Source organism: Achromobacter veterisilvae, assembly GCF_037619525.1.
Taxonomy (GTDB): domain Bacteria; phylum Pseudomonadota; class Gammaproteobacteria; order Burkholderiales; family Burkholderiaceae_B; genus Achromobacter; species Achromobacter veterisilvae.
On sequence record NZ_CP148753.1, the window covers coordinates 756696 to 781269 of the forward strand.

Genomic DNA, 24574 nt, shown 5'->3' on the forward strand with positions numbered 1-24574 from the left:
CGAGGAAGCTCCGCGGACCGGAAAGCCCGCGCCGACATGGCGCGGCACTTTCCTATTTTGCTATCAACCGATCAATAGCGGTAGTGATTCGGCTTGTAGGGGCCCTCGACCGGCACGCTGATGTAGTCGGCCTGGTCCTTGCGAAGCGTGGTCAGCTTCACGCCCAGCTTCTTCAGGTGCAGGCGCGCGACCTTCTCGTCCAGGTGCTTGGGCAGCACGTAGACTTCGCCGGACTTGTAGGCTTCGTTGCGCGTGAACAGTTCGATCTGGGCGATCGTCTGGTTGGCGAACGAGGACGACATCACGAACGACGGGTGGCCGGTGGCGCAGCCCAGGTTCACCAGGCGGCCCTGGGCCAGCAGGATGATGCGCTTGCCGTCCGGGAAGATGACGTGGTCGACCTGCGGCTTGATCTCTTCCCACTGGCAGTCGGCCAGGCCGGCGACGTCGATTTCGTTGTCGAAGTGGCCGATGTTGCACACGATGGCCTGGTCCTTCATGGCGTTCATGTGCTCGCGCGTGATGACGTGGTAGTTGCCGGTGGCGGTGACGAAGATGTCGCCGTGGGCGGCGGCTTCTTCCATGGTCACGACCTTGAAGCCTTCCATGGCGGCCTGCAAGGCGCAGATCGGGTCGATTTCGGTGACCCAGACTTGCGCGCGCAGGGCGACCAGCGCCTGGGCGCAGCCCTTGCCCACGTCGCCGTAGCCGGCCACGACGGCGATCTTGCCGGCGACCATGACGTCGGTGGCGCGCTTGATGCCGTCGACCAGCGATTCGCGGCAGCCGTACAGGTTGTCGAACTTCGACTTGGTGACCGAGTCGTTGACGTTGATGGCGGCGAAGGCCAGTTCACCCTTCTGCGACATCTGGTACAGACGGTGCACGCCGGTGGTGGTTTCTTCCGTCACGCCCTTGATCAGGGCCAGGCGGGTCGAATACCACTTGGGATCGCGCTTGAGCGTTTCCTTGATGGCGGCGAACAGGATGCGCTCTTCGTCGCTGCCCGGGTTGGCCAGCACCGAGATGTCCTTCTCGGCCTTGGTGCCCAGGTGCAGCATCAAGGTGGCGTCGCCGCCGTCGTCGAGGATCATGTTGGCGTTTTCGCCATTGGGCCATTCGAAGATCTTGTGCGTGTACTGCCAGTATTCTTCCAGCGTCTCGCCCTTGACGGCGAAGACCGGCGTGCCGGACGCGGCGATCGCGGCGGCGGCGTGGTCCTGCGTGGAGAAGATGTTGCACGAGGCCCAGCGCACTTCGGCGCCCAGGGCCACCAGCGTCTCGATCAGGACGCCGGTCTGGATGGTCATGTGCAGGCTGCCGGCGATGCGCGCGCCCTTGAGCGGCTGCTTGGCGGCGAATTCCTCGCGGATGGCCATCAGGCCGGGCATTTCGGTTTCGGCGATGGCGAGCTCGCGGCGGCCCCAGCCGGCCAGCGACATGTCGGCGACGAGGTAGTCGGAAAAGGATTTGTCAGTCACAGCGTTCATGGTGTGTAGGCTCCACGTGAAATACGAACGGCGCGCAGAATGGCCGGACAACGCGAAAACACCACGACAGTCGAGTGCTCGCCTTTTCCGCCATATGCGATAAAGGTGAGCGCCGTTGCTGTAGCGCCGCGCAAGGCGCGCCGCTTGAACAAGGATTCCTGAGCCTGGCGAGCCGGGTTCCGCTTGTCGTCAACGCAGACGGGAACCGCAGGGTCGTCGCAACGCTCCTCAGGATTGCCGGGCATTGTACCCGGGAACCCGCCGGCGGGCAGCCCCCCCCGGGCGCCCTGGCGGCCATTACCGCGCCGCGCGGCCCGCCCCCTCCGGCACGCAGGACGCCTCGGCGTCGGGCGCGCCCAGGGCGCTCCCGTCCAGCGGCACCAGCGCCGCCAGCAAGTCGGATGCCACCGCGTCCCAGCCGCGGGTCAGCGCGTGCTCGCGCACCGCGTGGCGGTCCAGCGACAGCGCGGCGCGGCAGGCGTGGGCCAGGTCGTCGTCCAGGAAGCCGGTCACGCCCTGGGCCACCACCGCCAGCGGCGCCTCGCTGCGGAACGCGGCCACCGGCGTGCCGCAGGCCATGGCCTCCAGCATGACCAGGCCGAACGTGTCCGTCAGGCTGGGAAACACGAATACGTCGGCGCCGCCGTACAGCCCCGGCAGCGCGCCATCCTGCTGCATGCCGGTGAAGACCGCGCCGGGGAAGCGCTTCTTCAGGCGCGCCTCGTCCGGCCCCGCGCCGACGACCACCTTGCTGCCCGGCAGGTCCAGCGACAGGAAGGCGTCCAGGTTCTTTTCCCGCGCCACGCGTCCGACGCTCAGGAAGATGGGGCGGGGCAGGCCCTCGAAGGCCGCGCCAGGGCCGGGCTGGAACTTTCGCGGGTCCACGCCACGCGACCAGATCCGCAGGTTCGCCAACCCGCGCCGCGCCAGGATGTCGCGCACCGTGGGCGTGGGCACCAGCACGCGCTGCGAGGGCCGGTGGAACCAGCGGAGGTAGCGCCAGGGCAAGGCCGCCGGAATGCCCATGCGCGCCTGCAGGTAGTCGGGGAACAGCGTGTGGAACGAGGTGGTGAACCGCCAGCCGCGCGCCAGCGCCATGCGGCGCGCGGCCAGGCCCAGCGGGCCTTCGGTGGCGATGTGCAGCGCGTCGGGCACGGTATCGCCCAGGATGCGGCGCAGTTGCCGGCCCGGCCGCAGGCAGAGGCGCAGATCCGGTTCGGACGGCGCCGGCACCGTCCGGCTGCCCTGGGGGTTCACCACGATCAGTTCGTGGCCCCATTCGCCGAGGATCTGCTGCATGGTCGTCCAGGTTCGGACGACGCCGTTGACTTGCGGATGCCAGGCATCCGTGACCAGAACGATGCGCATGATGGAGCCGGAGGTGGGCGACAAGCGCGATTTAGCCCGCGCCATGTGACACGCCCAAGACGGCCCGTCTAGTTGTTGCGGCGGGGATACCCTTGCGACTTGATGCGCACCCAGACTTCGCGCTTTTCCTCTTCCGTCATGAAGACCCAGTTGGCCACTTCCATGGCCGTCCGGCCGCAGCCGCGGCAGATGTCGTCGAACAACGTGGAGCAGACCGCGACGCAGGGGGAGTCCGTGGCTTTGGAGACGCTTTGCGCGTCTTCGGCAGCGGGCAACTCGGACAGGTCGGCGAAATAGCGGTTCATGGGGCGAAGGTTAACACCAGGGGTGCGTCCCTTTTTGGATGGCCCTACTGCGCGTCCAGGCTTGATGGGCGTCCACCAAGCATAGATTCTCTCTCCTCAACAAAGAAAATCATGATCCATGGCAAGTGGAGTAACGAACTGCTTTCCGCTGGCAAGGCGGCTTAACAAATGATGAGTGGGATCTCCCACGTTTCATTTCTTTGTCTGCCGGGTAGGCAGTAGCAGCCAGCAGAACGTATTGACAAAGTAAATACAACTACTACTATGGATACCCAGGACGTTCAATACGTCATGAACGGCAATTTGTTCGTTTGGAACCGGGACAAGGCCGAGCGAAACAAACGTAAGCATGGCGTGTGCTTTGAAGATGCAGCTTATGTGTTCGGTGACCCGTATTTCGTCCTTACGGACGCATCCCGCAATGACGAAGCGCGGAGTGCGGTCGTCGGCTTCGATCTCAAAGCACGAATGCTGTTCGTCGTACATATCGAGATCGAAACATCGTGCATACGCATCATTTCTGCGCGGCGCGCGGAACCCCGCGAGGAGGCTCTCTATGTTGACTGATCGCCTGAAAACCCGTTTGACCAAGAACCGCCCCATGACCTCGATCACGCTGCGCATTCCAGTAGATGTCGTCGATTCGATGAAAGCCATCGCGCCGCAACGAGGATTCTCCGGATACCAGACGTTACTCAAGTCGTACCTTAGCGAAGGCCTGCGCCGTGATGAGCAGCAGTTTGCGGAAGTTACGCATACACGCCTGATTGAAGCGCTCAAACGCCACGGCGTCTCATCGGAAGTGATTGAGCAAGCGGAACGCGAAGTGGCCTCGCAATAAGCCGCGGAGCCGGCTGCATCGCGGAACACGTGGTATATCGCTTCATCGCTTGACGGCCCATTCCACACTCGTGTGAATGAATAACGGGGTAGAACACTAGTAGCCCGTATCCCCATCCCAGCCGAAGAACGCCCGGACCTCCGCGAGCAGCGCATCCGGGCACTCCTCCGCCAGGTAATGCGCGCCCGGCAAGGGGCTGCCCGATACCTCGTCCGCCACCGCCCGCCACAGGGCCAGCACGTCGAAATTCCTGCCCACGGCGCCCCGTTCGCCCCACAGCGCCCGCAGGGGCTGGCGCACGCGCTCGCCCGCGGCGCGACCGGCCCGGTCGTGCTCCAGGTCCAGCGTGGCGGACGCGCGATAGTCCTCGCAGATGCCCGTGGCCCAGCCCGGCTGCCGGGCCGCGCGCTCGTATTCGGCCATGGCTGCGTCGGAAAAATGCGCCAGCCCGCCGGGCCGCCCGCCCATCACCGAACGCAGGTAGAACACGGGGTCGCGCTCGATCATGGTTTCCGGCAGGGGCGCGGGCTGGATCAGCCAGAACCAGTGGTAATAGGCCTGAGCGAAGGCGCGCGTCGTGCCTTCGTACATGTCCAGGGTCGGCGCGATGTCCAACAGCATCAGGCGGGTGACGGCGCCGGCGTGGTCCAGCGCCAGCCGGTGCGCCACGCGCGCGCCGCGGTCGTGCGCCAGCACCTCGAAACTCGCATGACCCAGGGCCCGCATCAGATCGACCATGTCGGCCGCCATCTCGCGCTTGGAGTGCGCCGAGTGGTCCGCGCTCGCCGCCGGCTTGTCGCTGTCGCCGTAGCCGCGCAGGTCCGCCGCCACGCAGGTCCGGTGCCGCGTCAGTTCCGGCCACACGCGATGCCAAATGGCGTGGGTCTGCGGATGTCCGTGAAGCAGCAGCAGCGGCGGGCCGGAGCCGCCGACGCGCGCGGCGATGCGGATGCCGTTGGCCTCGATGCGGCGCACGGGAAGGTCGAAGAAATCGGTCATGAAGCCTCTCGGTCTGCGTTGCCGGCGTCCAGGCGGTCGCGCACCTGGCGCGCCACGTCCTTCATCCACGGATGGCGCGCCCAATGGCGGGCCTCGAAGCATTCCACCTCGTCCAGCCGCTGCAACGACGCGCCCACCATGTCCAGCCCTTGGGCATACATGCGGCGATGGCGCTCGGGCAGGGTGAAGTCCGCGGCCCAGCCGTCCGCCGCGCTGACGCGTCCGGCCGCCACGTCGATGCCCACGCGGTTCGTGGCCGTATTGGACACCCGGGCGAGCAGGGCGTCGACCTCGGCCGGCGCCAGGCTGACCAGCAGCAGTCCGTTGTTCACCGCGTTGAAGTAGAAAATCTCGCCGAAACTGGGCGCGATCACGGCGCGGATGCCGAATTGCTGCAAGCCCCACACGGCGTGCTCGCGGCTGGAACCGCAGCCGAAATTCGGTCCCGCCACCAGGATGGACGCGCCGGCATAGGCCGGCCGGTTCAGCACGAAATCGGGCCGCGGCGCGCCGCCGGCATCGAAGCGCAGATCATGCAGCAGGCCCCGGTCCAGCCCCGACTTGTCGATGATGCGCAGGAACTGCTTGGGCATGATCTGGTCGGTGTCCAGATTGGAAAAGGGCAAGGGCGCGGCCACGCCTTCCATCATCGGATTCATGCGCGCTGCTCCCATTCGCGGACGTCGACGATGCGGCCGGCCAGCGCGGCGGCGGCGGCCATCGCCGGGCTCATCAGGTGGGTGCGTCCCGCCCGCCCCTGCCTGCCCTCGAAGTTCCGGTTGGTGGTGGACGCGCAGCGCTCGCCCGGGCTCAACACGTCGTCGTTCATGGCCAGGCACATCGAACAGCCCGGCTGGCGCCATTCGAAGCCCGCCGCTATCAATTGCGCGGCGACGCCCTCGGCCTCGGCCTGGGCGCGCACCGCGCCCGATCCGGGCACCACCATGGCCCGCACACCGGCCGCGACCTTGCGGCCGCGCGCGATGCTCGCCGCGGCGCGCAGGTCCTCGATGCGCCCGTTGGTGCAGGACCCGATGAACACGCGGTCTATCGGCAGGCCCGCGATCGGCGTGCCCGGCGCCAGGCCGATGTAGTCCATCGCCTTCTCCAGCGCCAGGCGGGCCAGCGTGTCGGGCTCGGCCCGCGGGTCCGGCACGACGCCGTCTATCGGCATGGCCTGGTCGGGGCTGGTGCCCCAGGTGACGAAGGGCGCGATCGACGCGGCGTCCAGCACGTGCTCCGCGTCGAAGACGGCGTCGCCGTCCGAGCGCAGCGCGGCCCAGCAGGCGCGCGCCTGCGCCAGGGCCTCGCCCCGCAATTGCGGCGCGCGCGCGGTGACGTAGGCGTCGGTCGTGGCGTCCGGCGCGATCAGCGCGGCGCGCGCGCCGGCCTCTACCGTCATGTTGCACAGGGTCATGCGGGCCTCGGCGGACAGCGCGGCTATCGCCTGGCCGCAGAATTCCACCGCATGCCCGCGCGCGCCCTGCGCGCCGATGCGGTGCACGACGCAGATCACCAGGTCTTTCGCCGTGACGCCGCGCGGCAGCACGCCATCGACGCGGATGCGCATGTTGCGCGCCACTCGATAGGTCAGCGTCTGCGTGGCCAGGATGTGCTCGACTTCCGAGGTGCCGATGCCGAAGCCCAGCGCGCCCAGCGCGCCGTAGGTCGTGGTGTGGCTGTCGCCGCACAGGACCACCATGCCCGGCAGCACCATGCCGTGCTCCGGCGCGATCACGTGCTCGATGCCTTGCAACGGATCGGTCGTGTCGAACAGCGCAATGCGCTGCGCTTCGCAATTGCGCTTGAGGTTGACCGCCTGCCGGGACGAAGCCTCGTCGGCGATCACGCGCAGCGCCGCCGGAACCGGATGGGTGGGGATGATGTGGTCCACCACCGCCATCTGCTGCCCGGGGCGCAGCACCTCGCGCCCGCGCGCGGCCAGGCCGCTGAAGGCCTGCGGGCTGGTGTATTCGTTCATGATGTGCAGGTCGACGTAGAGCAGGATGTGCTCGTCGTCGATCCGGGCCACCTCATGGCTGGCCACCAGTTTGTCGTACAGCGTCATGCCGGGCATGTCTTGCATCCTAAAGGTTGCGCCCGCGAAGGGCGCTTATCGAGGGCCGTTCAGTTGGCCTGGATTCCGGCGTCCTTGACGATGCCGGCCCAGCGCGCCATCTCCTCGGCCACCATGGCGTCCGTCTTGCCGGGGGTGGAGATCAGGGGATCGAAGCCTTCCTTGCCCATGCGCTGCGCGAGTTCCGGAGAACGCAGGGCCTGCTCCAGCCTGGCGTTCAGGGTGTCGATCACCGGCTGCGGCGTGCCCGCCGGCGCGCTGATGACGAACCAGGTATTGAACTCGTAGCCCGGCAAGCCGGATTCCGCGATGGTGGGCACGTCCGGCAGCAGCGGCGACCGCGTCGAGCCGGTCACGCCCAGCGCGCGCAATTTCTGGCCGTCCACTTGCGGCTTGGCCGCGGACAGCACGGGGAAACTCATCTGCACCTGGCCGCTGATGGTGTCCAGCATGGCGGGGCCGCCGCCCTTGTACGGCACGTGCAGGATCTGCGTGCGCGATACGGACTTGAACAATTCCGCGGCCATGTGGAACGTGCTGCCGGTGCCCGCCGAGCCGAAGCTCAGATCGTTGGCCGGCCGGGCGCGCACGTAGGCCAGGAGTTCGCCGACGTTGGCCACCGGCAGGCTGTTGGTCACCGTCAGCACGTGCTGGGACGTCCCGACCGTGCCCACGGAACGCAGGTCCTTCTTCGTGTCGAACGGCATGTTCTGGAAGAGCGCGGGGTTGATGGCCAGCGACATGGTGTTGATGGCGAGCGTGTAGCCGTTGGGTTCGGCGCGCGCCACCGCGGCCATGCCGATGTTGCCGGAGGCGCCGGCGCGGTTTTCCACGATCACGCTTTGCCCCAGCGCGCGGCCCCAGGCGTCGGAAATCAGCCGCGCGGCGATGTCCACGCTGCCGCCGGGCGCGAACGGCACGACGAGCGTCACGGCGCGTTCCGGAAAGGCGCCGGCGGCCGCGGCCGGCTGGGTCCAACAGGATGCGACAAGGGCCGCGCACAGGGCGCCGGCCGCGGTATTGATCTTCATTCCTGGTCTCCTCGTGTGGCCGCGCTTGGCGGCTCTATGTGGTGAGTCCAGTGTATAAGCCCATTGAATTCTTATAATTAGCAATCCATCTAAAGCTTTATTAAATTTGATTTATAAATAAACCCATGGACGCCCTATCGGACCTCGCCTTCTTCTCGCTGGTGGTCAAGCACGGCAATCTGTCCGCCGCCGCGCGCGAGCTGGGCCTGACGCCGCCCGCGGTCAGCACGCGGCTGGCCAAGCTGGAGCAGCGCCTGGGCGTGCGGCTGCTGAACCGCACCACGCGCCGGGTCAGCGTCACGCAGGAAGGCGAGCTGTACCTGGCCGAAGGCGGACGCATCCTGGCGGACCTGGAAGCCCTGGAACGCTCGGTGTCCAGCGCCCGGGCGCAGCCCCAGGGCCTGCTGCGGCTGAACGCCACGTTCGGCTTCGGGCGGGCCCACATCGTGCCCGCCGTGTCGGACTTCGCCCGCCAGTACCCCGAGGTGGAAGTGCAGATGCGGCTGACCGACAGGCCGCTGAACCTGATCGAGGAAGGCTTCGACGTGGCGGTGCGCTTCGGCGACCTGCCGGACGCGCGCCTGACCGCCCGCAAGATCGCCTCGAACCGGCGGCTGCTCTGCGCGTCGCCGCGCTACCTGGAAACTTACGGCGAACCGCGGGCGCCGGGCGACCTGCAACGCCACCGCTGCATCGTGGTGCGCGAGAACGACGTGGCCTACGGCACCTGGCGGCTGGAATCGGGCCTGCGCGCCGAAACCGTCAAGGTGCGCGGCCCGGTCAGCTCCAACGATGGCCAGAGCGCCCTGGAATGGGCGCTGGACGGGCATGGCATCGTGATGCGGTCGGAATGGGAGACGGCCGCCCACCTGCGCGCCGGCCGCTTGCGCGAAGTGCTGCCGGACTGGCGCACGCCGCCCGCCGACATCCACGCGCTGTATCCGGAACGCCTGAACCTGCCGGCCAAGACGCTGGCCTTCGTGGAATTCCTGTCGCAGCGCTTCGCCCGCCACTTGCGGGCGCCGGGGTCGGACGGCGCGGTCTGGTAACGCCCCGCCCCGGCCTGGGGGCTGTGACGGCGTTGCCCAAATAAAAAACGCCCCGCGGGGCGTTTTTTATCGAAGCAAGGCGCGCTTACACGGCCTTCTTCAGTTCCAGCACCTTGTCCGTGGCTTCCCACGAGAATTCCGGTTCCGAACGGCCGAAGTGGCCATAGGCGGCGGTCTTCGTGTAGATCGGGCGCAGCAGGTCCAGCATGTTCACGATGCCCTTCGGACGCAGGTCGAAGTGCTCGCGCACCAGCTTGGCGATCTGGTCGTCGGGGATGACGCCGGTGCCTTCGGTGTAGACGGTGATGTTGATGGGCTCGGCCACGCCGATGGCGTAGCTGACCTGCACCTGGCACTGGCGCGCCAGGCCGGCGGCCACGATGTTCTTGGCCACGTAGCGGGCGGCATAGGCGGCCGAACGGTCCACCTTGGACGGATCCTTGCCCGAGAACGCGCCGCCGCCGTGCGGGCAAGCGCCGCCGTACGTGTCGACGATGATCTTGCGGCCGGTCAGGCCGCAATCGCCTTGCGGGCCGCCGATGACGAAACGGCCGGTCGGGTTGACCAGGAACTTCGTCTTGGGCGTGATCAGGCCTTCGGGGAAGCTGGGCTTGATGATGTCTTCGATCACCGCTTCGCGGATGGTCTCTTGCGAGACCTCGGGCGAATGCTGGGTCGACAGCACCACCGTGTCGACTTCGGCCGGGCGGCCGTCGATGTAGCGGAACGTCACCTGCGACTTGGCGTCGGGGCGCAGCCACGGCAGGCGGCCGTCCTTGCGCAGTTCGCTCTGGCGCTGCACCAGGCGGTGCGCGTACCAGATCGGGGCCGGCATCAGATCGGGCGTTTCATCGCACGCGTAGCCGAACATCAGGCCCTGGTCGCCGGCGCCCTGGTTCAGATAGTCTTCCGAGCTGCGGTCCACGCCTTGGGCGATGTCGGGCGATTGCTTGTCGTAGGCGACCAGCACCCCGCAACCCTTGTAGTCGATGCCGTATTCGGTGTTGTCGTAGCCGATGCGGCGGATCGTGTCGCGCGCGACCTGGATGTAGTCGACGTTGGCGGTCGTGGTGATTTCGCCGGCCAGCACGACCAGGCCCGTGTTGCACAGCGTCTCGGCTGCGACGCGCGCGTTGGGATCCTGCGTGAAGATGGCGTCCAGAATGGCGTCGGAAACCTGGTCGGCAACCTTGTCGGGGTGCCCCTCGGAGACGGATTCGGAAGTGAAGAGAAAGTCGTTGTTGGCCACAGATGCGTCCTTACGTGTCCGGCTCGGCCGGCGCATAGGTTCACGAGGCGCGTAGCACCTCGGACCGCATGCCTTGCGACATACACTGATCTGGGCGCGACGCTTTAGCGGATTTGGCAAAGGACGCGCAACGCGCTACACCCTTGCCGTCGCCCCGCAAGTTGTCGGTTAACTCGGCGACTGCGCTATTTTAAGCGAAAATGCCGTTCTGCTGCTCATGCCGGGGCGCCTGCCCGTTCCCCGGCCCGGACGCGACCCTGCCAGCCTCACCCCTTCGCCGCATGCTGCTCTTCCTGTTCAGACTATTCGCCGCCCTCCCGCTCCCCGTCGCGCACGCCCTGGGCCGCCTCGCCGGGCGCGCGATCTACGCCTGGCCCGGCAAGTACCGGCGGCGGCTCCAGGCCAACGCCGCCCAGGCCGGCTATCCCTCCCCCGCCTTCGCGCGCCGCGCGGCGGGCGAGATCGGCGCCATGATCCTCGAAAGCCCGCGGGTCTGGTTCCGCAATGAAGACAGCCTGGCCCGGGTGGTGTCGGACGACAACGACGTGGTCAGCGCGGCCCGCGCCGAGAACCGGGGCATTCTCTTCCTGACGCCCCACCTGGGCTGCTTCGAGATCACCGCGCGGTACCTGGCCCGCCAGATGCCCATGACGGTCATGTTCCGGCCGCCGCGCAAGGACATCCTGGCCCCGCTGCTGGAAACCGCGCGCAACAGCTCGGCCGTCAACGCCGTGCCGGCCAATATGCAGGGCGTGCGCGAATTCGTGCGCGCGCTGCGCCGGGGCGAATCCGTGGGCATGCTGCCCGACCAGGCGCCCGGGGTGGGCGACGGCGTGTGGGCCCCGTTCTTCGGACGCATGGCCTACACCATGACGCTGCCGGGCAAGCTGGCCACGCAGACCGGCGTTCCCATCATCCTGACCGCCGGCGAACGGCTGCCCAAGGGGCGGGGCTGGCGCATCCACTACGTGCGGGTGCCCGAGCCGCTGCCCGCCGACGCCGAATCGCAGGCCGCGCTGCTAAACGCCGCCATGGAAACGCTGATCCGCCGCTGCCCCGACCAATACCTCTGGAGCTACAACCGCTACAAGACGCCGCGCGGGGCGCCCCCGGCGCCGGCCGCCTCCACGGCCTCCACGGCGGGCTGAACCCTGCCGCGCCCCGCCCGTACCCCTGCTGACACTATGACTGATTTCAAAACGCGCGCGCTGGTCTCCCTGTTGAAATGGTTCGGCCGCGTCAAGCCGTCGACCCGGCTGCGCATCGGCGCCTGCCTGGGCTGGCTGGCCCCGCGCCTGGCCAGGTCGCGCGCGCACATCGTGCGGCGCAACCTGGAACTGTGCTTTCCCGACCAGCCCGAGTCCGTGCGCGAACGCTGGCTGGCCGAGCACTTCCGCGCCCTGGCGCAATCCATCGTGGACCGCGGCGTGCTCTGGTACGGCCCGCTGGAAGCCGTCGAGGAAATAGTGACGCAGACCGGCGGCGAACGGATCAACGAACTGATCGCCCAGGGCCGCCCCGTCATCCTGCTGGCGCCGCATTTCATCGGGCTGGACGCGGCCGCCACCCGGCTGACGCTGGAGATACCCAGCGCCGCCACCATGTACACCCCGCAAAGCGACCCCCAAGTCGATGCCATCGTGGCGGCCGGGCGGGCCCGTTTCAACGAGGTTTTCCTGGTCAGCCGCAAGGACGGCGTGCGCGAACTGCTGCGCCACCTGCGCGCGCCCCGTCCCGTCTACTACCTGCCCGACATGGACTTCGGCCGCCAGGGCGCCGTTTTCGTGCCGTTCTTCGGCGTGCCGGCCGCGACCCTGGTCGCCACCGCGCAGTTGGCCAGGAAGTGGAATGCCGCCGTCATGCCCATCCTGGGTTTCTGGAACCCGGAAACCGGCCGCTACCACGTGGACATCCTGCCGCCGCTGGCGGACTTCCCGGGCGAGGACTCGCTGGAAGACGCCACCGCCCGCCTGAACCGCGAACTGGAATCCTGGGTGCGCCGCTGCCCCAGCCAGTACTACTGGGTCCATCGCCGTTTCAAGACGCGGCCGCCGGGCGAGCCCAAACTGTACTGAGCCCCGCCCGCGCCCCGATAATGGGCGATAATCCAGCAATGAACTGGAACTTCACCAAAATGCATGGCGCGGGCAACGATTTCGTCGTGCTCGACGGGGTTCGCCAAACCATCGAAATGACGCCCGAGCGCGCGCGCGCCCTGGGCGACCGGCATTTCGGCATCGGCGCCGACCAGATCCTCCTGGTCGAACGGTCCACCCGACCGGACGCCGACTTCCGCTACCGCATTTTCAATTCCGACGGCAGCGAAGTCGAACATTGCGGCAACGGCGCCCGCTGCTTCGTGCGTTTCGTGCACGAACAGGGCCTGTCCGACCGCAACCCGCTGCGCGCCGAGATCGCCACCGGCATCCTCGTCCTGGACGAAGGCGACGACGAACAGGTCACCGTCGACATGGGCAGCACCCGCTTCGATCCCGCCGCCCTGCCGTTCGACACCGCCGGCCTGGCTTCCCGGGCCCAGGGCGACGATACCCTGTGGGAATTGCAGCTCGACGCGCCCCCCGGCCAGCCGAGCGCCGTCTGGGTCTCGGCGGTGGCGATCTCCAACCCGCACGCCGTGCAGGTCGTGGAAGACGTCGACACCGCCCCCGTCCCGGTCCTCGGCCCGCTGATCGAGACCCACCCGCGCTTCCCGCGCCGCGTCAACGCCGGCTTCATGCAAGTCGTGGACCGGAACAACATCCGCCTGCGCGTCTTCGAACGGGGCGTGGGCGAAACCCTGGCCTGCGGCACCGGCGCCTGCGCCGCCGTCGCGGCGGGCATCCGCCGCGGCCTGCTCGACTCCCCGGTGCGCGTGCAGGCGCGCGGCGGCGTGCTGACGGTCGCCTGGAACGGCGAACAGCTACGCATGACCGGCCCGGCGGAATCCGTGTTCACGGGGCAGGTCGACATCGACAAGCTCGTCTTCTCCATGGGGCTGAACCGATAACCTATGACTGATACCGCATTTACCGCCCACGACGTCGCGGGCTTCCTGCAAGAGAACCCCGGTTTCTTCGACGAACACGCCGACGTCTTCGCCACGCTGCAAGTGCCCCACCCGCATGGCTCGCGCGCCATTTCGCTGGGCGAACGCCAGATCATGACGCTGCGCGAACGCAACCGCGAACTGGAGTGGCGCCTGAACGAACTGGTGCGCAACGCCAACGCCAACGAATCCATCGGCACGCACGTGGCCAAGTGGTGCAGCCGCCTGCTGTCCGAATGCGACCCGCAGCGGGTGCCCGGCGAGATCGCCCTGGGGCTGGCCGAACAGTTCGACCTGAACCACGTGGCCCTGCGCCTGTGGAACCTGTCCGAACTGCCCGCCACCGGCTACGGCGAACCCGTCACGCAGGACGTGCGCACGTTCACCGACAGCCTGAAGGCCCCGTACTGCGGCACCGACACCGGCTTCGAAGCCGCGGGCTGGCTGGACGCCAAGCCCAAGTCGCTGGCGCTGGTGCCCCTGCGCCTGGAAGCGGACGGCCCGGCCGTCGGCCTGCTGGTGCTGGGCTCGGACGACGCCGAACGCTTCACCCCCGAAATGGGCACCACGTTCCTGGAATCCATCGCCCAACTGGCTTCGGCGGCGCTGCATCGCCTGAACCCGGCAACCCCCAAGGCCTGACGGCGGGCGCGGGCGGACACGGAGCACGCCATGCAGAATCCTTCGCACGACGCGGATCCGCCCGAAGCCCCCCTGCCCGACGCGATGGACGCCTGGCTGCGCCATCTGGAAACGAACCGCCGCTATTCGCCCCATACGCTGGACGGCTACCGCCGCGAACTGCGCTTCCTGCGCGCGCTGGCCGACAAGGCCGGCTTGCCGCTGGACAAGGTCGGCAACGGCCACATCCGCCATTTCGTGGCGCGCCTGCATGCCGAGGGCCGAGGCCCGCGCAGCCTGGCGCGCACGCTGGCGGCCTGGCGCGGCTTCTATCAATGGTGGGCGCCGGCGATCGAACTGGCCGGCAATCCCGTGACGGGCGTGCGCGCCCCCAAGGCGCCCCGCGGCCTGCCCAAGGCCCTGTCGGTGGAACAGACCCAGGCATTGCTGGACCGCGCCCCGGCGCAGGTGGCGACCGAACCCGCGGCGCTGCGCGACCAGGCCATGTTCGAACTGCTGTATTCCAGCGGCCTGCGGCTGTCGGAACTGGTCGGGCTGGACCTGCGCTATGAGCGCGCCAAGGACTACGAATCGCGCGGCTGGCTGAACCTGGACGAAGCCGAGGTCGTGGTGCTGGGCAAGGGCGGCAAGCGCCGGTCCGTGCCCGTCGGCCACGCGGCCGTGGAGGCCTTGCGCAAATGGATCGCGGCGCGCCCGCAGTTGGCGCCCTTCGCCGCGCGGCCCGAAGACGCCGCCGCCCTGTTCCTCGGCGCGCGCGGGCGCCGGATCTCGCCGCGCGTGGTGCAGTTGCAGTTGGCGCGCGTCGCGCAGGCGGCCGGCGTGCCCACCCACGTGCATCCGCACGTGCTGCGCCACAGCTTCGCCAGCCACGTCCTGCAATCCGCGCAGGACCTGCGCGCCGTGCAGGAAATGCTGGGGCACGCCAACATCTCCACCACCCAGGTCTATACCCGGCTGGACTTCCAGCATCTGGCCCGCGCCTACGACCAGGCGCACCCGCGCGCCGGCCGCAAGTCCTGACCGCCGGCGGCCCTAGCCGCCCCCGGCCGCCACGCCGCCCAGCAGCGTCGCGCCCAGCAACAGCACCGCGAACGCCGCCAGCGCTTCCACGCCATAGCGCAGTCGCGCCGCGCCCGCGCCCGACAGCCGGCGGCCCAGGCGGCTGGCCGCGCCGCCGGCGGCCACGGCCAGGCAAGCCAGGGCCGCGACGGTCAGCCCGGTGCCCAGGCCCATCGCCAAGGCCGACGCCACGCCGGCCAGGAAGAAGCCTTGGGACAAGGCGAACACCAGCACGATCAAGGCGCCGCTGCACGGGCGCAGGCCCACGGCCAGGATGGCCGACCCCGCGCGCCGCCAGTTCAGCGGGCCGGCCACCTGTTCGGGCGCGGGCGCATGCGCGTGTCCGCAACCGCAATCGTCATCGTGCGCCGCGTGGCCGTGAGCATGGGCATGGACCGGCGCGGCCACCGCGATCGCCCGCAGGGCCGCGGCCCCCTTCAAGGCGGGAGCCCGCGCCGGACGGCGCAGCAAGGGCCGGATCGCCTTGATCCAGACCAGCCACGCGCCCAGCAGCGTCACCAGCGCGTAGGACGCCAGCTCCAGCCAGCGCGTGGCGCTGTTCATCGTGGCCGCGGTGGCGTTGAACGCCACCGCCAGCACCGCCACCATCGCGATCGCCACCAGCGCCTGGATCAGCGCGGACAGCAGCGCCAGCAACGCGCCGTTGCGGGCGGTCTGGCGGTTGGCCAGCACATACGAAGAAATCACCGCCTTGCCGTGGCCCGGGCCCAGCGCGTGGAAAACGCCATAGGCGAACGACAGGCCGATCAGGGCCCAGGCCGCGCCGCCTTCGGCCTGCCAGGCGCGCACCGCCCCCGTCAACTGCCGGTAAAAATGGGATTGCCAGACGGAGACCTGGCCGAAGAACCCGGCCAGCCAGCCCGGTCCGCCCGCGCCGCCGCTTTCCGGCACGCCGAAAGGATGCGCGCCCTGGGCCGCCGCCGCCGTCGCCCAGGCCGCGGCGGCCAGCGTCAGCAGCAGGGCAAGCATCGCCGCGGCGGGCCGCGGCCGCCGCGCTACGGGCACTGCACCTCGATGCGATGCGTCAGCCCCTTGGTGATGGCGAAGAGTTCGTCGGGCAATGCGTCCGGATCGGCCGGAATCGCGGCCAATTGCTGCATGGTTTTCCAATCCAGTTCCTTGGGCTTGCGGTACGCGGACGTGCACGCCGCGCCTTGCGGACCGCCAAGCGAGACCGCGCCTTTCGCGTCGAACGCATAGGCGACGAAATAAGTCGGGTCGTAGATATCCACCTGCGCGCCGCCCGCGCCCGGCGCGGCCGGCTCGGCCAGGGGCAGCGTGAAGGACAGCGTCAGGCGCGCGGTCTTCGGGTTCCAGTCGACGCGGGCATCGCGCGGCGCCGCGAAGGCGGCGGTCTTGCCGCCCACGGTGACGCGGGTGAAGTAGTGCGAAATGGGTTCGCCCAAGGCCTTCATCCAGTCCTGCGCCATGCCCTGCAACACCTCCGCGGGCAAGGAGCCGTCCTTGGCCTTCTTCAAGCCTTGCGTGGCATAGGCGCCGAACATCTCGTCAAACAGCCAGACCTGCCGGACAGCCGCGATGCGCCGCTGCCCATCGATATCGATGGCCGCGCGGGCATCGATCCACATGTGCGGGTGCGCGCTGGCGGCCCCCGCCGCCAGCAGCGCCGCCGCGGCGCTCAGGGCCGCAAGGCCGCGGCAAGCTGACGTACGTTCCATTCAAACATTTCCAGATAGGTGGCGCCGGGCTGTCCGGGCTTGGACAGCGCATCGGAATAAAGCGTACCACCCACCTTGGCGCCGGTTTCGCGCGCGATCTGCTGGACCAGCCTGGGGCTGCTGATGTTCTCCACGAACACCGCCGGCACGCGCTCGCGCTTGACCTGCTCGATGATGCGCGCCACCTCGCCCGCCGACGGCTCGGCATCCGTCGACACTCCCATCGCCGGGATGAACGCCACGCCGTAGGCGTCGCCGAAATAGCCGAAGGCATCGTGCGAAGTCACCACCTTGCGGCGATCGGCGGGAATGGCGGAGAAAGTCGCGCGGGCGGTGGCGTCCAGCGCCTGCAGGCGCGCGATGTAGGCCTGGGCGCGCTGGCGGTAGGCCTGGGCGCGCGCCGGATCGGCGGCGGCCAGCCCCTCCGCCACATTGCGGGCGTAGATGACGCCGTTGGCCAGGTTCTGCCACGCGTGCGGATCGGCGTCGCCATGATGGTGGCCGTGATCGTGCTCATGGTCATGGTCGTCGCCGTGGTCGTGATCGTGGTCGCCGTCATCGTGGCCGTGCCCGCCGGCATGTGCCGCGAACTTGCGCGGCGTCACGCCCTTGGAGGCCACGACGGTCAGGCCGGAGAACCCAGACGATTTCGCCAGGCGCGGCATCCAGGTTTCGAAATCCAGCCCGTTCACGAACAGCACGCTGGCGGCGGACAGTTTTTTCGCATCGCCCGGCGTGGGCTCGTATTCGTGCGCATCGCCGTCGGGCCCGACCAGCGTGGCCAGGCTGATGTCGCTGCCGCCCACTTCGCGGACGATGTCGCCCAGGATGGAAAAGCTGGCCACGGCCTTCAGCGGTTCGGCCGCATGCGCGGCGCCAAGAACGGCCGACAGGCACAGGCCGGCCGTGGCCAGCAGCACGCGGCGACGTGCCGGGGGAATGGAACGCATAGCGAATCTCCTTTGAAGTCAGGCCCGGCGCTGGCGGCGCGCCGTCCGCAGCAGCCCGCCCTGCGGGCCGCCCACGATGGAAAACAGGTAGCAGGCGCCGGCCGCCAGGATGATGGCGGGCGAGGCCGGCACATTGAAGTGGTACGACACGAGCAGGCCGGCCACCGAGGCCGCCACGCCCAGGCCCGCGGCCAGCGGAATCTGGCTGGCCGCCGAACGGACCCAGAACCGGGCCGCGGCGGCGGGCAGCATCATGATGCCGACCACCATGAGGGTGCCCAGCACCTGGAACCCCGCCACCAGGTTCACCACCACCAGCACCAGGAAACCCATGTGCACCCAGCCTCCCGCGCCGCCGCTGGCGCGCAGGAAGCCCGGGTCCAGGCATTCGGCCACCAGCAGCCGGTAGATCGCGGCCAGGGCAAGCAGGGTCGCGCTGGCGACCGCGGTCACCAGCAGGAGCGCCGAATCGTCCAGCCCCAGCACCGTGCCGAACAGCACGTGCAGCAGGTCCATGTTGGAGCCCCGCAGCGACACCAGCAGCACGCCCAGCCCCAGCGAAATCAGATAGAACGCGGCAAAGCTGGCGTCCTCGCGCAGCGGCGTCAGCCGCGCCACCAGACCCGCCAGCAGGGCCACGGCCAAACCCGTGGCGATGCCGCCCAGCATCATCGCGCCCAGCGACAGCCCCGCCAGCAGGAAGCCCGCGGCCACGCCTGGCAGGATCGCGTGCGACATGGCGTCTCCCATCAGGCTCATGCGCCGCAGCACCAAGAACACCCCGAGCGGTGCCGCGCCCAGCGACAGGGCGCTGGCGCCCGCGAGCGCCCGCCGCATGAATCCGTAGTCCAGGAAGGGCGACACCGCCCATTGCGCCAGAGTCATGCCCGAGCCCTCGCGTGCCATTGCCGCGCCGCCTTCAGGTGCGCGTCGTCCAGGGTGCTGGCGGTATCGCCCCAGGCCACCACCGAGCCCGACAGGAGCAGGCATTCGGGAAAATGGTCGCGCACCAGGTCCAGGTCGTGCAGTACGGCGATCACGGTCCGGCCCTGGCCGTGCAGGCCGCAAAGCAGGGCCATCAGTTCGTCCGCGGTGTGGCTGTCCACGGCGGCGAAGGGCTCGTCCAGGAGCAATACCGGCGCGTCCTGCACCAGCATCCGCGCAAACAGCGCACGCTGCATCTGCCCGCCCGACAGCGTGCCCACGCCGCGCCCGGCCGCGTCGGCCAGGCCCACGGTTTCCAATGCGTGCATGCAGCGCGCCAATTCGTCGTCGCCGACCTTGCGCCATCCGCCCACGCGGCGCCAGGCGCCCATGGCCACCAGCTCCAGCACCGACACCGGAAACGACCGGTCCAGTTCGGCGGCCTGGGGCAGCCACGCCAGCCCGGCGCGGCCCGCCCCGGTCACGCGCACGCTGCCGGCCATGGGGCGCAGCACGCCCATGATGCCCTTGATCAGCGTGGACTTGCCCGCGCCGTTCGGCCCCACCACGGCGGTCATGCCGCCCGCGGCGAAGCGTCCCGATACCGACCGGAGCGCCGGATGGCCATGCCAGCCGAAGGACGCATCCGACAGTTCGATGGTGATGGGCTCGCTCATCGGGGCCACCAGTCCATCGCCCAGCCGGTCAAGGCCCACAGCATGGCGGCCGCGGCCAGCGCGGCCGCCATGCGGCGCCAGGCGGAAACGAGGAAAGCGGTGCGCGGCGGCGGGCTTTGCCTTGGCGCGGCGCCGGGCCGCGGAGGCAAAAGCGTGAAATGCGACATGGGGAACGGGCGAAAGGGGAACGCGGAAGTGAATGTGGATTTTATTATGTTATATCATAACCAAAAAGCTTGATTGCGCGGGTTTCGCCCGCATCTGGGTGTTTTCTGCTACCTTCCTGGCATCTCGCGCGCAGCGCGCGCGTTACCTATACACATGAAGCCAGCCATGCCCGCAACGCCCCGCTCCCCTCGCAGCGACACCGTGGACGCCCAGCTCGGCGTCGCCGAGACGCTGTGCGAGCAGCGCGGACGCCGCCTCACGCCCATCCGCCGCAAGGTGCTGGAACTGCTGCTGCGCCACGGCCGCAGCCTGAAGGCCTATGAATTGCTGGACGCCATGCGCGCCGTGCACCCGGGCGCCGCGCCCCCCACGGTGTACCGCGCGCTGGATTTCCTGATGGACGAAGGCCTGATCCACCGCCTGGACGCGGTCAACGCCTGGAGCGCCTGCCATGACGCCGGCGGCGCCCCCCACGACCTGCTGGTGGTCTGTACGGGCTGCGGCGCGGTCGCGGAAGTGTCCGATCCCGCCATGAGCCGGCAATTGGCCGAGCGCGTCGCCCAGACCGGCTATGCCCTGGCCACGCACGAAACCGAAATCCGCGCGCTGTGCCCCCAGTGCCAAAAGAAGCAGCCCGCGGACGACGCCGGACACCATCACCACCATCACTGAACGGCGGCGCGGCGGGCGGGCCTCGTGCGTCCGGCCTCCTCCCGCCGGCGGGGCATCGCGGCGGCCCTCATCCGCTCGGACTCGTCCGCTCTTGAAATGCGGGAAACCGCCCCAAAATAGTGGTATCGCCCGATACTTGACGGCGTACGGCAGCGATCCCGGCGGGCCAAAGGCCCAGGGTTGACCCTGGGTTTGCCCCCTGCCCCCGACTGTGCTGTAATCCTGCGTCCGGCCGCTGTCGGCGGCCTTCGCAGCCTGTGGCAAACATCCTCCGGCAAAGATAGGGAACCCCCGTTTCAGCATGTAAGGCGGGGTTGCAGATCCCCATGCCAGGAGTTCCTGTTTAACGCCTTGACTTCACGCTAGCAGCTTCGCCATGAACACCCCGCGCAGTTTGGACAAAATGGTTCCCGTCACCATCCTCACCGGCTTTCTCGGTGCGGGCAAGACCACCCTGCTCAAACGCATCCTGACCGAATTCCACGGCCGCCGCGTCGCGGTCATCGAAAACGAATTCGGGCCGGAAAGCATCGACAACGACCTGCTGGTGCAGGACAGCGACGAAGAAATCATCGAACTGTCCAACGGCTGCGTCTGCTGCACGGTGCGCGGCGACCTGATGCGCACGCTGTCCGAGCTGCGCGCCAAGCGCGAAGCGGGCGAACTGAATTTCGAACGCGTCATCCTCGAAACGACCGGCATGGCCAACCCCGGCCCCGTCTGCCAGACGTTCTTCATGGATGACGACATCGCCGAGTACTACCGCCTGGACGCGGTGGTCACTGTGGTCGACGCCAAGCACGGCATGTCGACGCTGGACGAACAGCCCGAAGCCCAGAAGCAGGTCGGTTTCGCCGACCGCATCCTGATCTCGAAGAAAGACCTGGTCAACGAAGTCGACTACGAAGCGCTGCGCCACCGCCTGGTTCACATGAACCCGCGCGCGCCGATCACCGCCGTCAACTTCGGCGAAGTCGACCTGAAGTCCATCATCGACATCAGCGGCTTCAACCTGAATTCCATTCTGGACATCGACCCGGAATTCCTGGCCGATGAGCACCCCGACGCCGCCCACGCCCATGGGCACGATCACGGCCACGGACATGACCATGGCCACGATCACGATCATGACCACGAAGGCGACTGCGGGGCGCACTGCAATCATGCCCATCATCACCACCACCAGCACGACGACGAAATCGGCGCGTTCGTGTTCCGTTCCAACAAGCCGTTCGATCCCGCGCGGCTCGAGGAATTCCTGGGTGGCGTCGTGCAGGTCTATGGTCCCGACCTGATGCGCTACAAGGGCATCCTGTACATGAAGGGCATCAACCGCCGCATGTTGTTCCAGGGTGTGCACATGATGATGGGCGCCGAACCCGGCAAGCCGTGGACCGCGGCCGAGAAACCGTCCACCAAGATGGTATTCATCGGACGTAAGCTGCCCCAGGAGATTTTTACCCGGGGCTTGGAGCAGTGCCTGGCGGGGTAATCCCCCTTCCTGACGTGACGCGATGCGACGAAGGCAGTACTGTGAGGTACGGATAGCGTAGGCAACAAGTAACACGGACCGGGAATGGACGCCCGCGCCAGGATCGATTCATAGTGGAGTGTTTTCATGGCTACCAAGGCAGCAACCAAGAAACCAAGCAAGTCGACGAGCGATACGGCGATTGATCTGCCCAGCGAAAAAGAATTGCTGGCCATGCCCGAGTCCGACTACATGAACGAACGCCAACTGGCCTTCTTCAAGGAACGGCTCAAACAACTCGAACAGGACATCCTGGCCAACGCCGGCGAAACCACCGAGCACCTGCGCGAAACGCAGTTCGTGCCCGATCCCGCCGACCGCGCCACGATCGAGGAAGAGCACGCCCTGGAGCTGCGCACCCGCGACCGCGAACGCAAGCTGCTGAAGAAGGTGCAACAGTCCATCGCCCGCATCGACAGCGGCGAATACGGCTGGTGCGAAGAAACCGGCGAACCCATCGGCATTCCGCGCCTGCTGGCCCGCCCCACGGCCACCCTGTCGCTGGAAGCCCAGGAACGCCGCGAAATGCGCCAGAAGCTCTACGGCGACTGATCCGTCCCGTATTGGCGTCCGGCCCTGAAAGGCTATGCTGGTTACCGGCATGGCCTTTTTTATTGGATGAGCCCCAGTGTCTGACACCCGTATGGGCTGTCCGTCAGGCTGAAACCGGCCTTCCCGGGTGTCTGACACCAAAGTGAGCCTTGGGTCGGTGTCTGACACCCGGGAGGCATCCGGGCAGGCCCTAGGGCATCCCATACGGGTGTCAGACACTGAGCCCCTCCCCGCATTCCCTTGATTTCCCCCGAACCGCCCCCAGCTATTCCCTTCAAAGGAAGGAACGCATGGAACAATTTCACGCCACCACCATCGTGTGCGTGCGCCGCGGGAACCGCGTCGCACTGGGCGGCGATGGCCAGGTCACCCTGGGCAACATCGTCATCAAGGGCACGGCTCGCAAGATCCGCCGCCTGTACCACGACAAGATCCTGGCCGGGTTCGCCGGCGCCACCGCCGACGCGTTCACCCTGCAGGAACGCTTCGAAGCCAAGCTGGAAAAGCACCAGGGCAACCTGATGCGCGCCGCGGTCGAGCTGACCCGCGACTGGCGCACCGACCGCGTCCTGCGCCGCCTGGAAGCCATGCTGATCGTGGCCGACGCCGAGCACACGCTGGTCCTGACCGGCAACGGCGACGTGCTGGAACCGGAACACGGCCTGGCCGCCATCGGCTCCGGCGGCGCCTACGCCCAGGCGGCGGCGCTGGGCCTGCTGCGCAATACCGAACTGGCGCCCGAGACCATCGTCAAGCAGTCGCTGGAAATCGCTGGCGACCTCTGCATCTACACCAACCAGAACCACGTCATCGAAACGCTGGGCGAGTGACGCCCGCCACGCGGCGCCCCCGGCGCCGCGCCGCCACCCCAGCCTGTCCCAGCTTCAAGGATCCGCCCTCATGTCCGCATCCAACATGACGCCCGGAGAGATCGTCTCCGAACTCGACAAATACATCATCGGCCAGAACCGCGCCAAGCGCGCCGTGGCCGTGGCGCTGCGCAACCGCTGGCGCCGCCAGCAGGTCGCCGACCCGCTGCGCCACGAAATCCATCCCAAGAACATCCTGATGATCGGCCCCACCGGCGTGGGCAAGACCGAAATCGCGCGCCGCCTGGCCAAGCTGGCCAACGCGCCCTTCATCAAGATCGAGGCCACCAAGTTCACGGAAGTGGGCTACGTGGGCCGCGACGTCGACACCATCATCCGCGACCTGACCGAATACTCGATCAAGCAGACGCGCGAACTCGAAATGCGCCGCGTGCGCACGCAGGCGGAAGACGCCGCCGAGGACCGCATCCTGGACGCCCTGGTGCCGCCGGCGCGCGGCGCCTCGGGCGAACCCGAGCGCGGCGAGGACAACAGCGCCCGCCAGACCTTCCGCAAGCGCCTGCGCGAAGGCAAGATCGACGATCTGGAAATCGAGATCGAAGTGGCCCAGGCCGTCCCGCAGATGGACGTCATGACGCCTCCGGGCATGGAAGAAATGGCCGAGCAGTTGCGCGGCATGTTCGCCGGCCTGGCCCGCGACAAGAAAAAACCCAAGAAAATGAAGGTGCGCGAAGCCTTCAAGCTGATCGTCGAAGAAGAAGCCGCCAAGCGCGTCAACGAAGAAGACCTGCGCACCGTGGCGATCAACAACGTCGAACAGAACGGCATCGTCTTCCTGGACGAAATCGACAAGATCGCGGCCCGCCAGGAAACCGGCGGCGCGGACGTGTCGCGCCAGGGCGTGCAGCGCGACCTGCTGCCGCTGGTCGAAGGCACCACCGTCAACACGCGCTACGGCATGGTCCGCACCGACCACATCCTGTTCATCGCGTCCGGCGCGTTCCACCTGTCGCGCCCGTCCGACCTGATCCCCGAGCTGCAAGGCCGCTTCCCGATCCGCGTCGAACTGGAATCGCTGACCGCCGAGGACTTCGTGCGCATCCTGTCCGATACGGACGCGTCGCTGACCAAGCAGTACACGGCCCTCATGGCCACCGAAGACCTCGAACTCGAATTCACCGAAGAAGGCGTGCGCCGCCTGGCGGAACTGGCTTTCGAGGTCAACGAGACCACCGAGAACATCGGCGCCCGCCGCCTGTACACGGTGATGGAAAAGCTGTTGGAGGAATTGTCGTTCGACGCCACGTCCAGCCAGGACAAGCATGTGAAGATCGACGCCGCCTACGTCAATTCGCAACTGGCGGAAGCCGCCAGCAGCCAGGACCTGGCGCGCTACGTGCTGTAAGCGGACCGG

At 68.0% G+C, this 24574-nt stretch carries 26 protein-coding genes and 1 riboswitch; of the genes, 13 read left to right on the top strand and 13 right to left on the bottom strand.

The window, feature by feature from the left end; all coding sequences use genetic code 11:
- Positions 1-71: 71 nt before the first annotated feature.
- The 3 genes from ahcY to WHX56_RS03490 form a co-directional block, all read right to left on the bottom strand.
- Positions 72-1490: an adenosylhomocysteinase gene (gene ahcY, locus WHX56_RS03480; RefSeq protein ID WP_287755612.1), complete on the bottom strand. Its 1419-nt coding sequence runs from the start codon at positions 1488-1490 to the stop codon at positions 72-74.
- A gap of 100 nt (positions 1491-1590) precedes the next feature.
- Positions 1591-1726, bottom strand: a riboswitch (S-adenosyl-L-homocysteine riboswitch).
- Between the two features lie 61 nt (positions 1727-1787).
- Positions 1788-2858: a glycosyltransferase family 1 protein gene (locus WHX56_RS03485; protein ID WP_338881735.1), complete on the bottom strand. Its 1071-nt coding sequence runs from the start codon at positions 2856-2858 to the stop codon at positions 1788-1790.
- Between the two features lie 68 nt (positions 2859-2926).
- On the bottom strand, positions 2927-3163 hold the full coding sequence (locus WHX56_RS03490; RefSeq protein ID WP_129240434.1) for a DUF1289 domain-containing protein: 237 nt from the start codon (positions 3161-3163) through the stop codon (positions 2927-2929).
- A 264-nt stretch (positions 3164-3427) separates the two neighbouring features.
- On the opposite strand from WHX56_RS03490, the gene WHX56_RS03495 reads away from it, so the two are divergent.
- Together WHX56_RS03495 and WHX56_RS03500 are read left to right on the top strand one after the other, a co-directional pair.
- The gene (locus tag WHX56_RS03495) at positions 3428-3730 is read left to right on the top strand and encodes a BrnT family toxin (RefSeq protein WP_338880462.1); all 303 of its coding nucleotides are present in this window, start codon (positions 3428-3430) and stop codon (positions 3728-3730) included.
- A complete protein-coding gene (locus WHX56_RS03500; RefSeq protein WP_088446638.1) occupies positions 3720-4004 on the top strand; it encodes a hypothetical protein in 285 nt (94 codons plus the stop codon). The genes WHX56_RS03495 and WHX56_RS03500 overlap by 11 nt, the downstream gene beginning before the upstream one ends.
- Before the next feature lie 96 nt (positions 4005-4100).
- On the opposite strand, the gene WHX56_RS03505 is transcribed toward WHX56_RS03500, so the two are convergent.
- The 4 genes from WHX56_RS03505 to WHX56_RS03520 are packed head-to-tail and all read right to left on the bottom strand — an operon-like array spanning position 4101 to position 8111.
- On the bottom strand, positions 4101-5003 hold the full coding sequence (locus tag WHX56_RS03505) for an alpha/beta hydrolase (RefSeq protein ID WP_338880465.1): 903 nt from the start codon (positions 5001-5003) through the stop codon (positions 4101-4103).
- Positions 5000-5662 (bottom strand): 3-isopropylmalate dehydratase small subunit, encoded by a 663-nt coding sequence (leuD, locus tag WHX56_RS03510; protein ID WP_338880467.1) that lies wholly within the window; start codon positions 5660-5662, stop codon positions 5000-5002. The genes WHX56_RS03505 and leuD overlap by 4 nt, the downstream gene beginning before the upstream one ends.
- Positions 5659-7080, bottom strand: coding sequence for a 3-isopropylmalate dehydratase large subunit (gene leuC / locus WHX56_RS03515; RefSeq protein ID WP_338881737.1), 1422 nt, complete (start codon positions 7078-7080; stop codon positions 5659-5661). The genes leuD and leuC overlap by 4 nt, the downstream gene beginning before the upstream one ends.
- 50 nt (positions 7081-7130) lie before the next feature.
- On the bottom strand, positions 7131-8111 hold the full coding sequence (locus WHX56_RS03520; protein WP_129240438.1) for a Bug family tripartite tricarboxylate transporter substrate binding protein: 981 nt from the start codon (positions 8109-8111) through the stop codon (positions 7131-7133).
- A 125-nt stretch (positions 8112-8236) separates the two neighbouring features.
- Here WHX56_RS03520 and WHX56_RS03525 point away from each other — a divergent pair, with 125 nt between their 5' ends.
- A complete protein-coding gene (locus WHX56_RS03525) occupies positions 8237-9160 on the top strand; it encodes a LysR family transcriptional regulator (RefSeq protein WP_129240439.1) in 924 nt (307 codons plus the stop codon).
- A gap of 85 nt (positions 9161-9245) precedes the next feature.
- Here the strand turns inward: WHX56_RS03525 and metK are convergent, their stop codons facing one another.
- Positions 9246-10409 (bottom strand): methionine adenosyltransferase, encoded by a 1164-nt coding sequence (metK, locus tag WHX56_RS03530; protein ID WP_129240440.1) that lies wholly within the window; start codon positions 10407-10409, stop codon positions 9246-9248.
- Between the two features lie 281 nt (positions 10410-10690).
- Here metK and WHX56_RS03535 point away from each other — a divergent pair, with 281 nt between their 5' ends.
- From WHX56_RS03535 to xerC, 5 genes are read left to right on the top strand one after another with little or no spacing between them, the layout of a single operon-like run.
- Entirely contained in the window at positions 10691-11557 is an 867-nt protein-coding gene (locus WHX56_RS03535; RefSeq protein ID WP_287755607.1) for a lysophospholipid acyltransferase family protein, read from the top strand.
- 36 nt (positions 11558-11593) lie between these two features.
- A complete protein-coding gene (locus WHX56_RS03540) occupies positions 11594-12484 on the top strand; it encodes a lysophospholipid acyltransferase family protein (protein WP_129240442.1) in 891 nt (296 codons plus the stop codon).
- A gap of 20 nt (positions 12485-12504) precedes the next feature.
- A complete protein-coding gene (gene dapF, locus WHX56_RS03545) occupies positions 12505-13416 on the top strand; it encodes a diaminopimelate epimerase (protein ID WP_129240443.1) in 912 nt (303 codons plus the stop codon).
- 3 nt (positions 13417-13419) lie between these two features.
- Positions 13420-14097, top strand: coding sequence for a DUF484 family protein (locus tag WHX56_RS03550; RefSeq protein WP_129240444.1), 678 nt, complete (start codon positions 13420-13422; stop codon positions 14095-14097).
- A gap of 30 nt (positions 14098-14127) precedes the next feature.
- Positions 14128-15117 (top strand): tyrosine recombinase XerC, encoded by a 990-nt coding sequence (gene xerC, locus WHX56_RS03555; RefSeq protein ID WP_287755605.1) that lies wholly within the window; start codon positions 14128-14130, stop codon positions 15115-15117.
- 12 nt (positions 15118-15129) lie between these two features.
- On the opposite strand, the gene WHX56_RS03560 is transcribed toward xerC, so the two are convergent.
- The 5 genes from WHX56_RS03560 to WHX56_RS03580 are packed head-to-tail and all read right to left on the bottom strand — an operon-like array spanning position 15130 to position 19407.
- Positions 15130-16146 carry a nickel/cobalt transporter gene (locus WHX56_RS03560; RefSeq protein ID WP_338880475.1) on the bottom strand — a complete coding sequence of 339 codons (1017 nt, stop codon included), beginning with the start codon at positions 16144-16146 and terminating at the stop codon, positions 15130-15132.
- A gap of 26 nt (positions 16147-16172) precedes the next feature.
- Positions 16173-16856, bottom strand: coding sequence for a DUF1007 family protein (locus WHX56_RS03565; RefSeq protein WP_338880477.1), 684 nt, complete (start codon positions 16854-16856; stop codon positions 16173-16175).
- Positions 16817-17806: a metal ABC transporter substrate-binding protein gene (locus WHX56_RS03570; RefSeq protein ID WP_338880479.1), complete on the bottom strand. Its 990-nt coding sequence runs from the start codon at positions 17804-17806 to the stop codon at positions 16817-16819. The genes WHX56_RS03565 and WHX56_RS03570 overlap by 40 nt, the downstream gene beginning before the upstream one ends.
- A gap of 18 nt (positions 17807-17824) precedes the next feature.
- Entirely contained in the window at positions 17825-18691 is an 867-nt protein-coding gene (locus tag WHX56_RS03575; RefSeq protein ID WP_338881738.1) for a metal ABC transporter permease, read from the bottom strand.
- Complete coding sequence (locus WHX56_RS03580) at positions 18688-19407, bottom strand: metal ABC transporter ATP-binding protein (RefSeq protein ID WP_129240450.1); 720 nt, start codon at positions 19405-19407, stop codon at positions 18688-18690. The genes WHX56_RS03575 and WHX56_RS03580 overlap by 4 nt, the downstream gene beginning before the upstream one ends.
- Before the next feature lie 333 nt (positions 19408-19740).
- Between WHX56_RS03580 and WHX56_RS03585 the strand changes: the two genes are divergently transcribed.
- From WHX56_RS03585 to hslU, 5 genes are all read left to right on the top strand, one after another.
- Positions 19741-20247, top strand: a complete 507-nt coding sequence (locus WHX56_RS03585; protein WP_062683366.1) for a Fur family transcriptional regulator — start codon at positions 19741-19743, stop codon at positions 20245-20247.
- Positions 20248-20623: 376 nt separating this feature from the next.
- Positions 20624-21739 (top strand): CobW family GTP-binding protein, encoded by a 1116-nt coding sequence (locus WHX56_RS03590; protein ID WP_129240451.1) that lies wholly within the window; start codon positions 20624-20626, stop codon positions 21737-21739.
- A gap of 126 nt (positions 21740-21865) precedes the next feature.
- A complete protein-coding gene (gene dksA / locus WHX56_RS03595; RefSeq protein WP_043544572.1) occupies positions 21866-22330 on the top strand; it encodes an RNA polymerase-binding protein DksA in 465 nt (154 codons plus the stop codon).
- A 290-nt stretch (positions 22331-22620) separates the two neighbouring features.
- The gene (gene hslV, locus WHX56_RS03600; protein WP_129240452.1) at positions 22621-23160 is read left to right on the top strand and encodes an ATP-dependent protease subunit HslV; all 540 of its coding nucleotides are present in this window, start codon (positions 22621-22623) and stop codon (positions 23158-23160) included.
- 70 nt (positions 23161-23230) lie between these two features.
- Positions 23231-24565, top strand: coding sequence for an ATP-dependent protease ATPase subunit HslU (gene hslU, locus WHX56_RS03605; RefSeq protein ID WP_129240453.1), 1335 nt, complete (start codon positions 23231-23233; stop codon positions 24563-24565).
- Positions 24566-24574 lie beyond the last annotated feature (9 nt).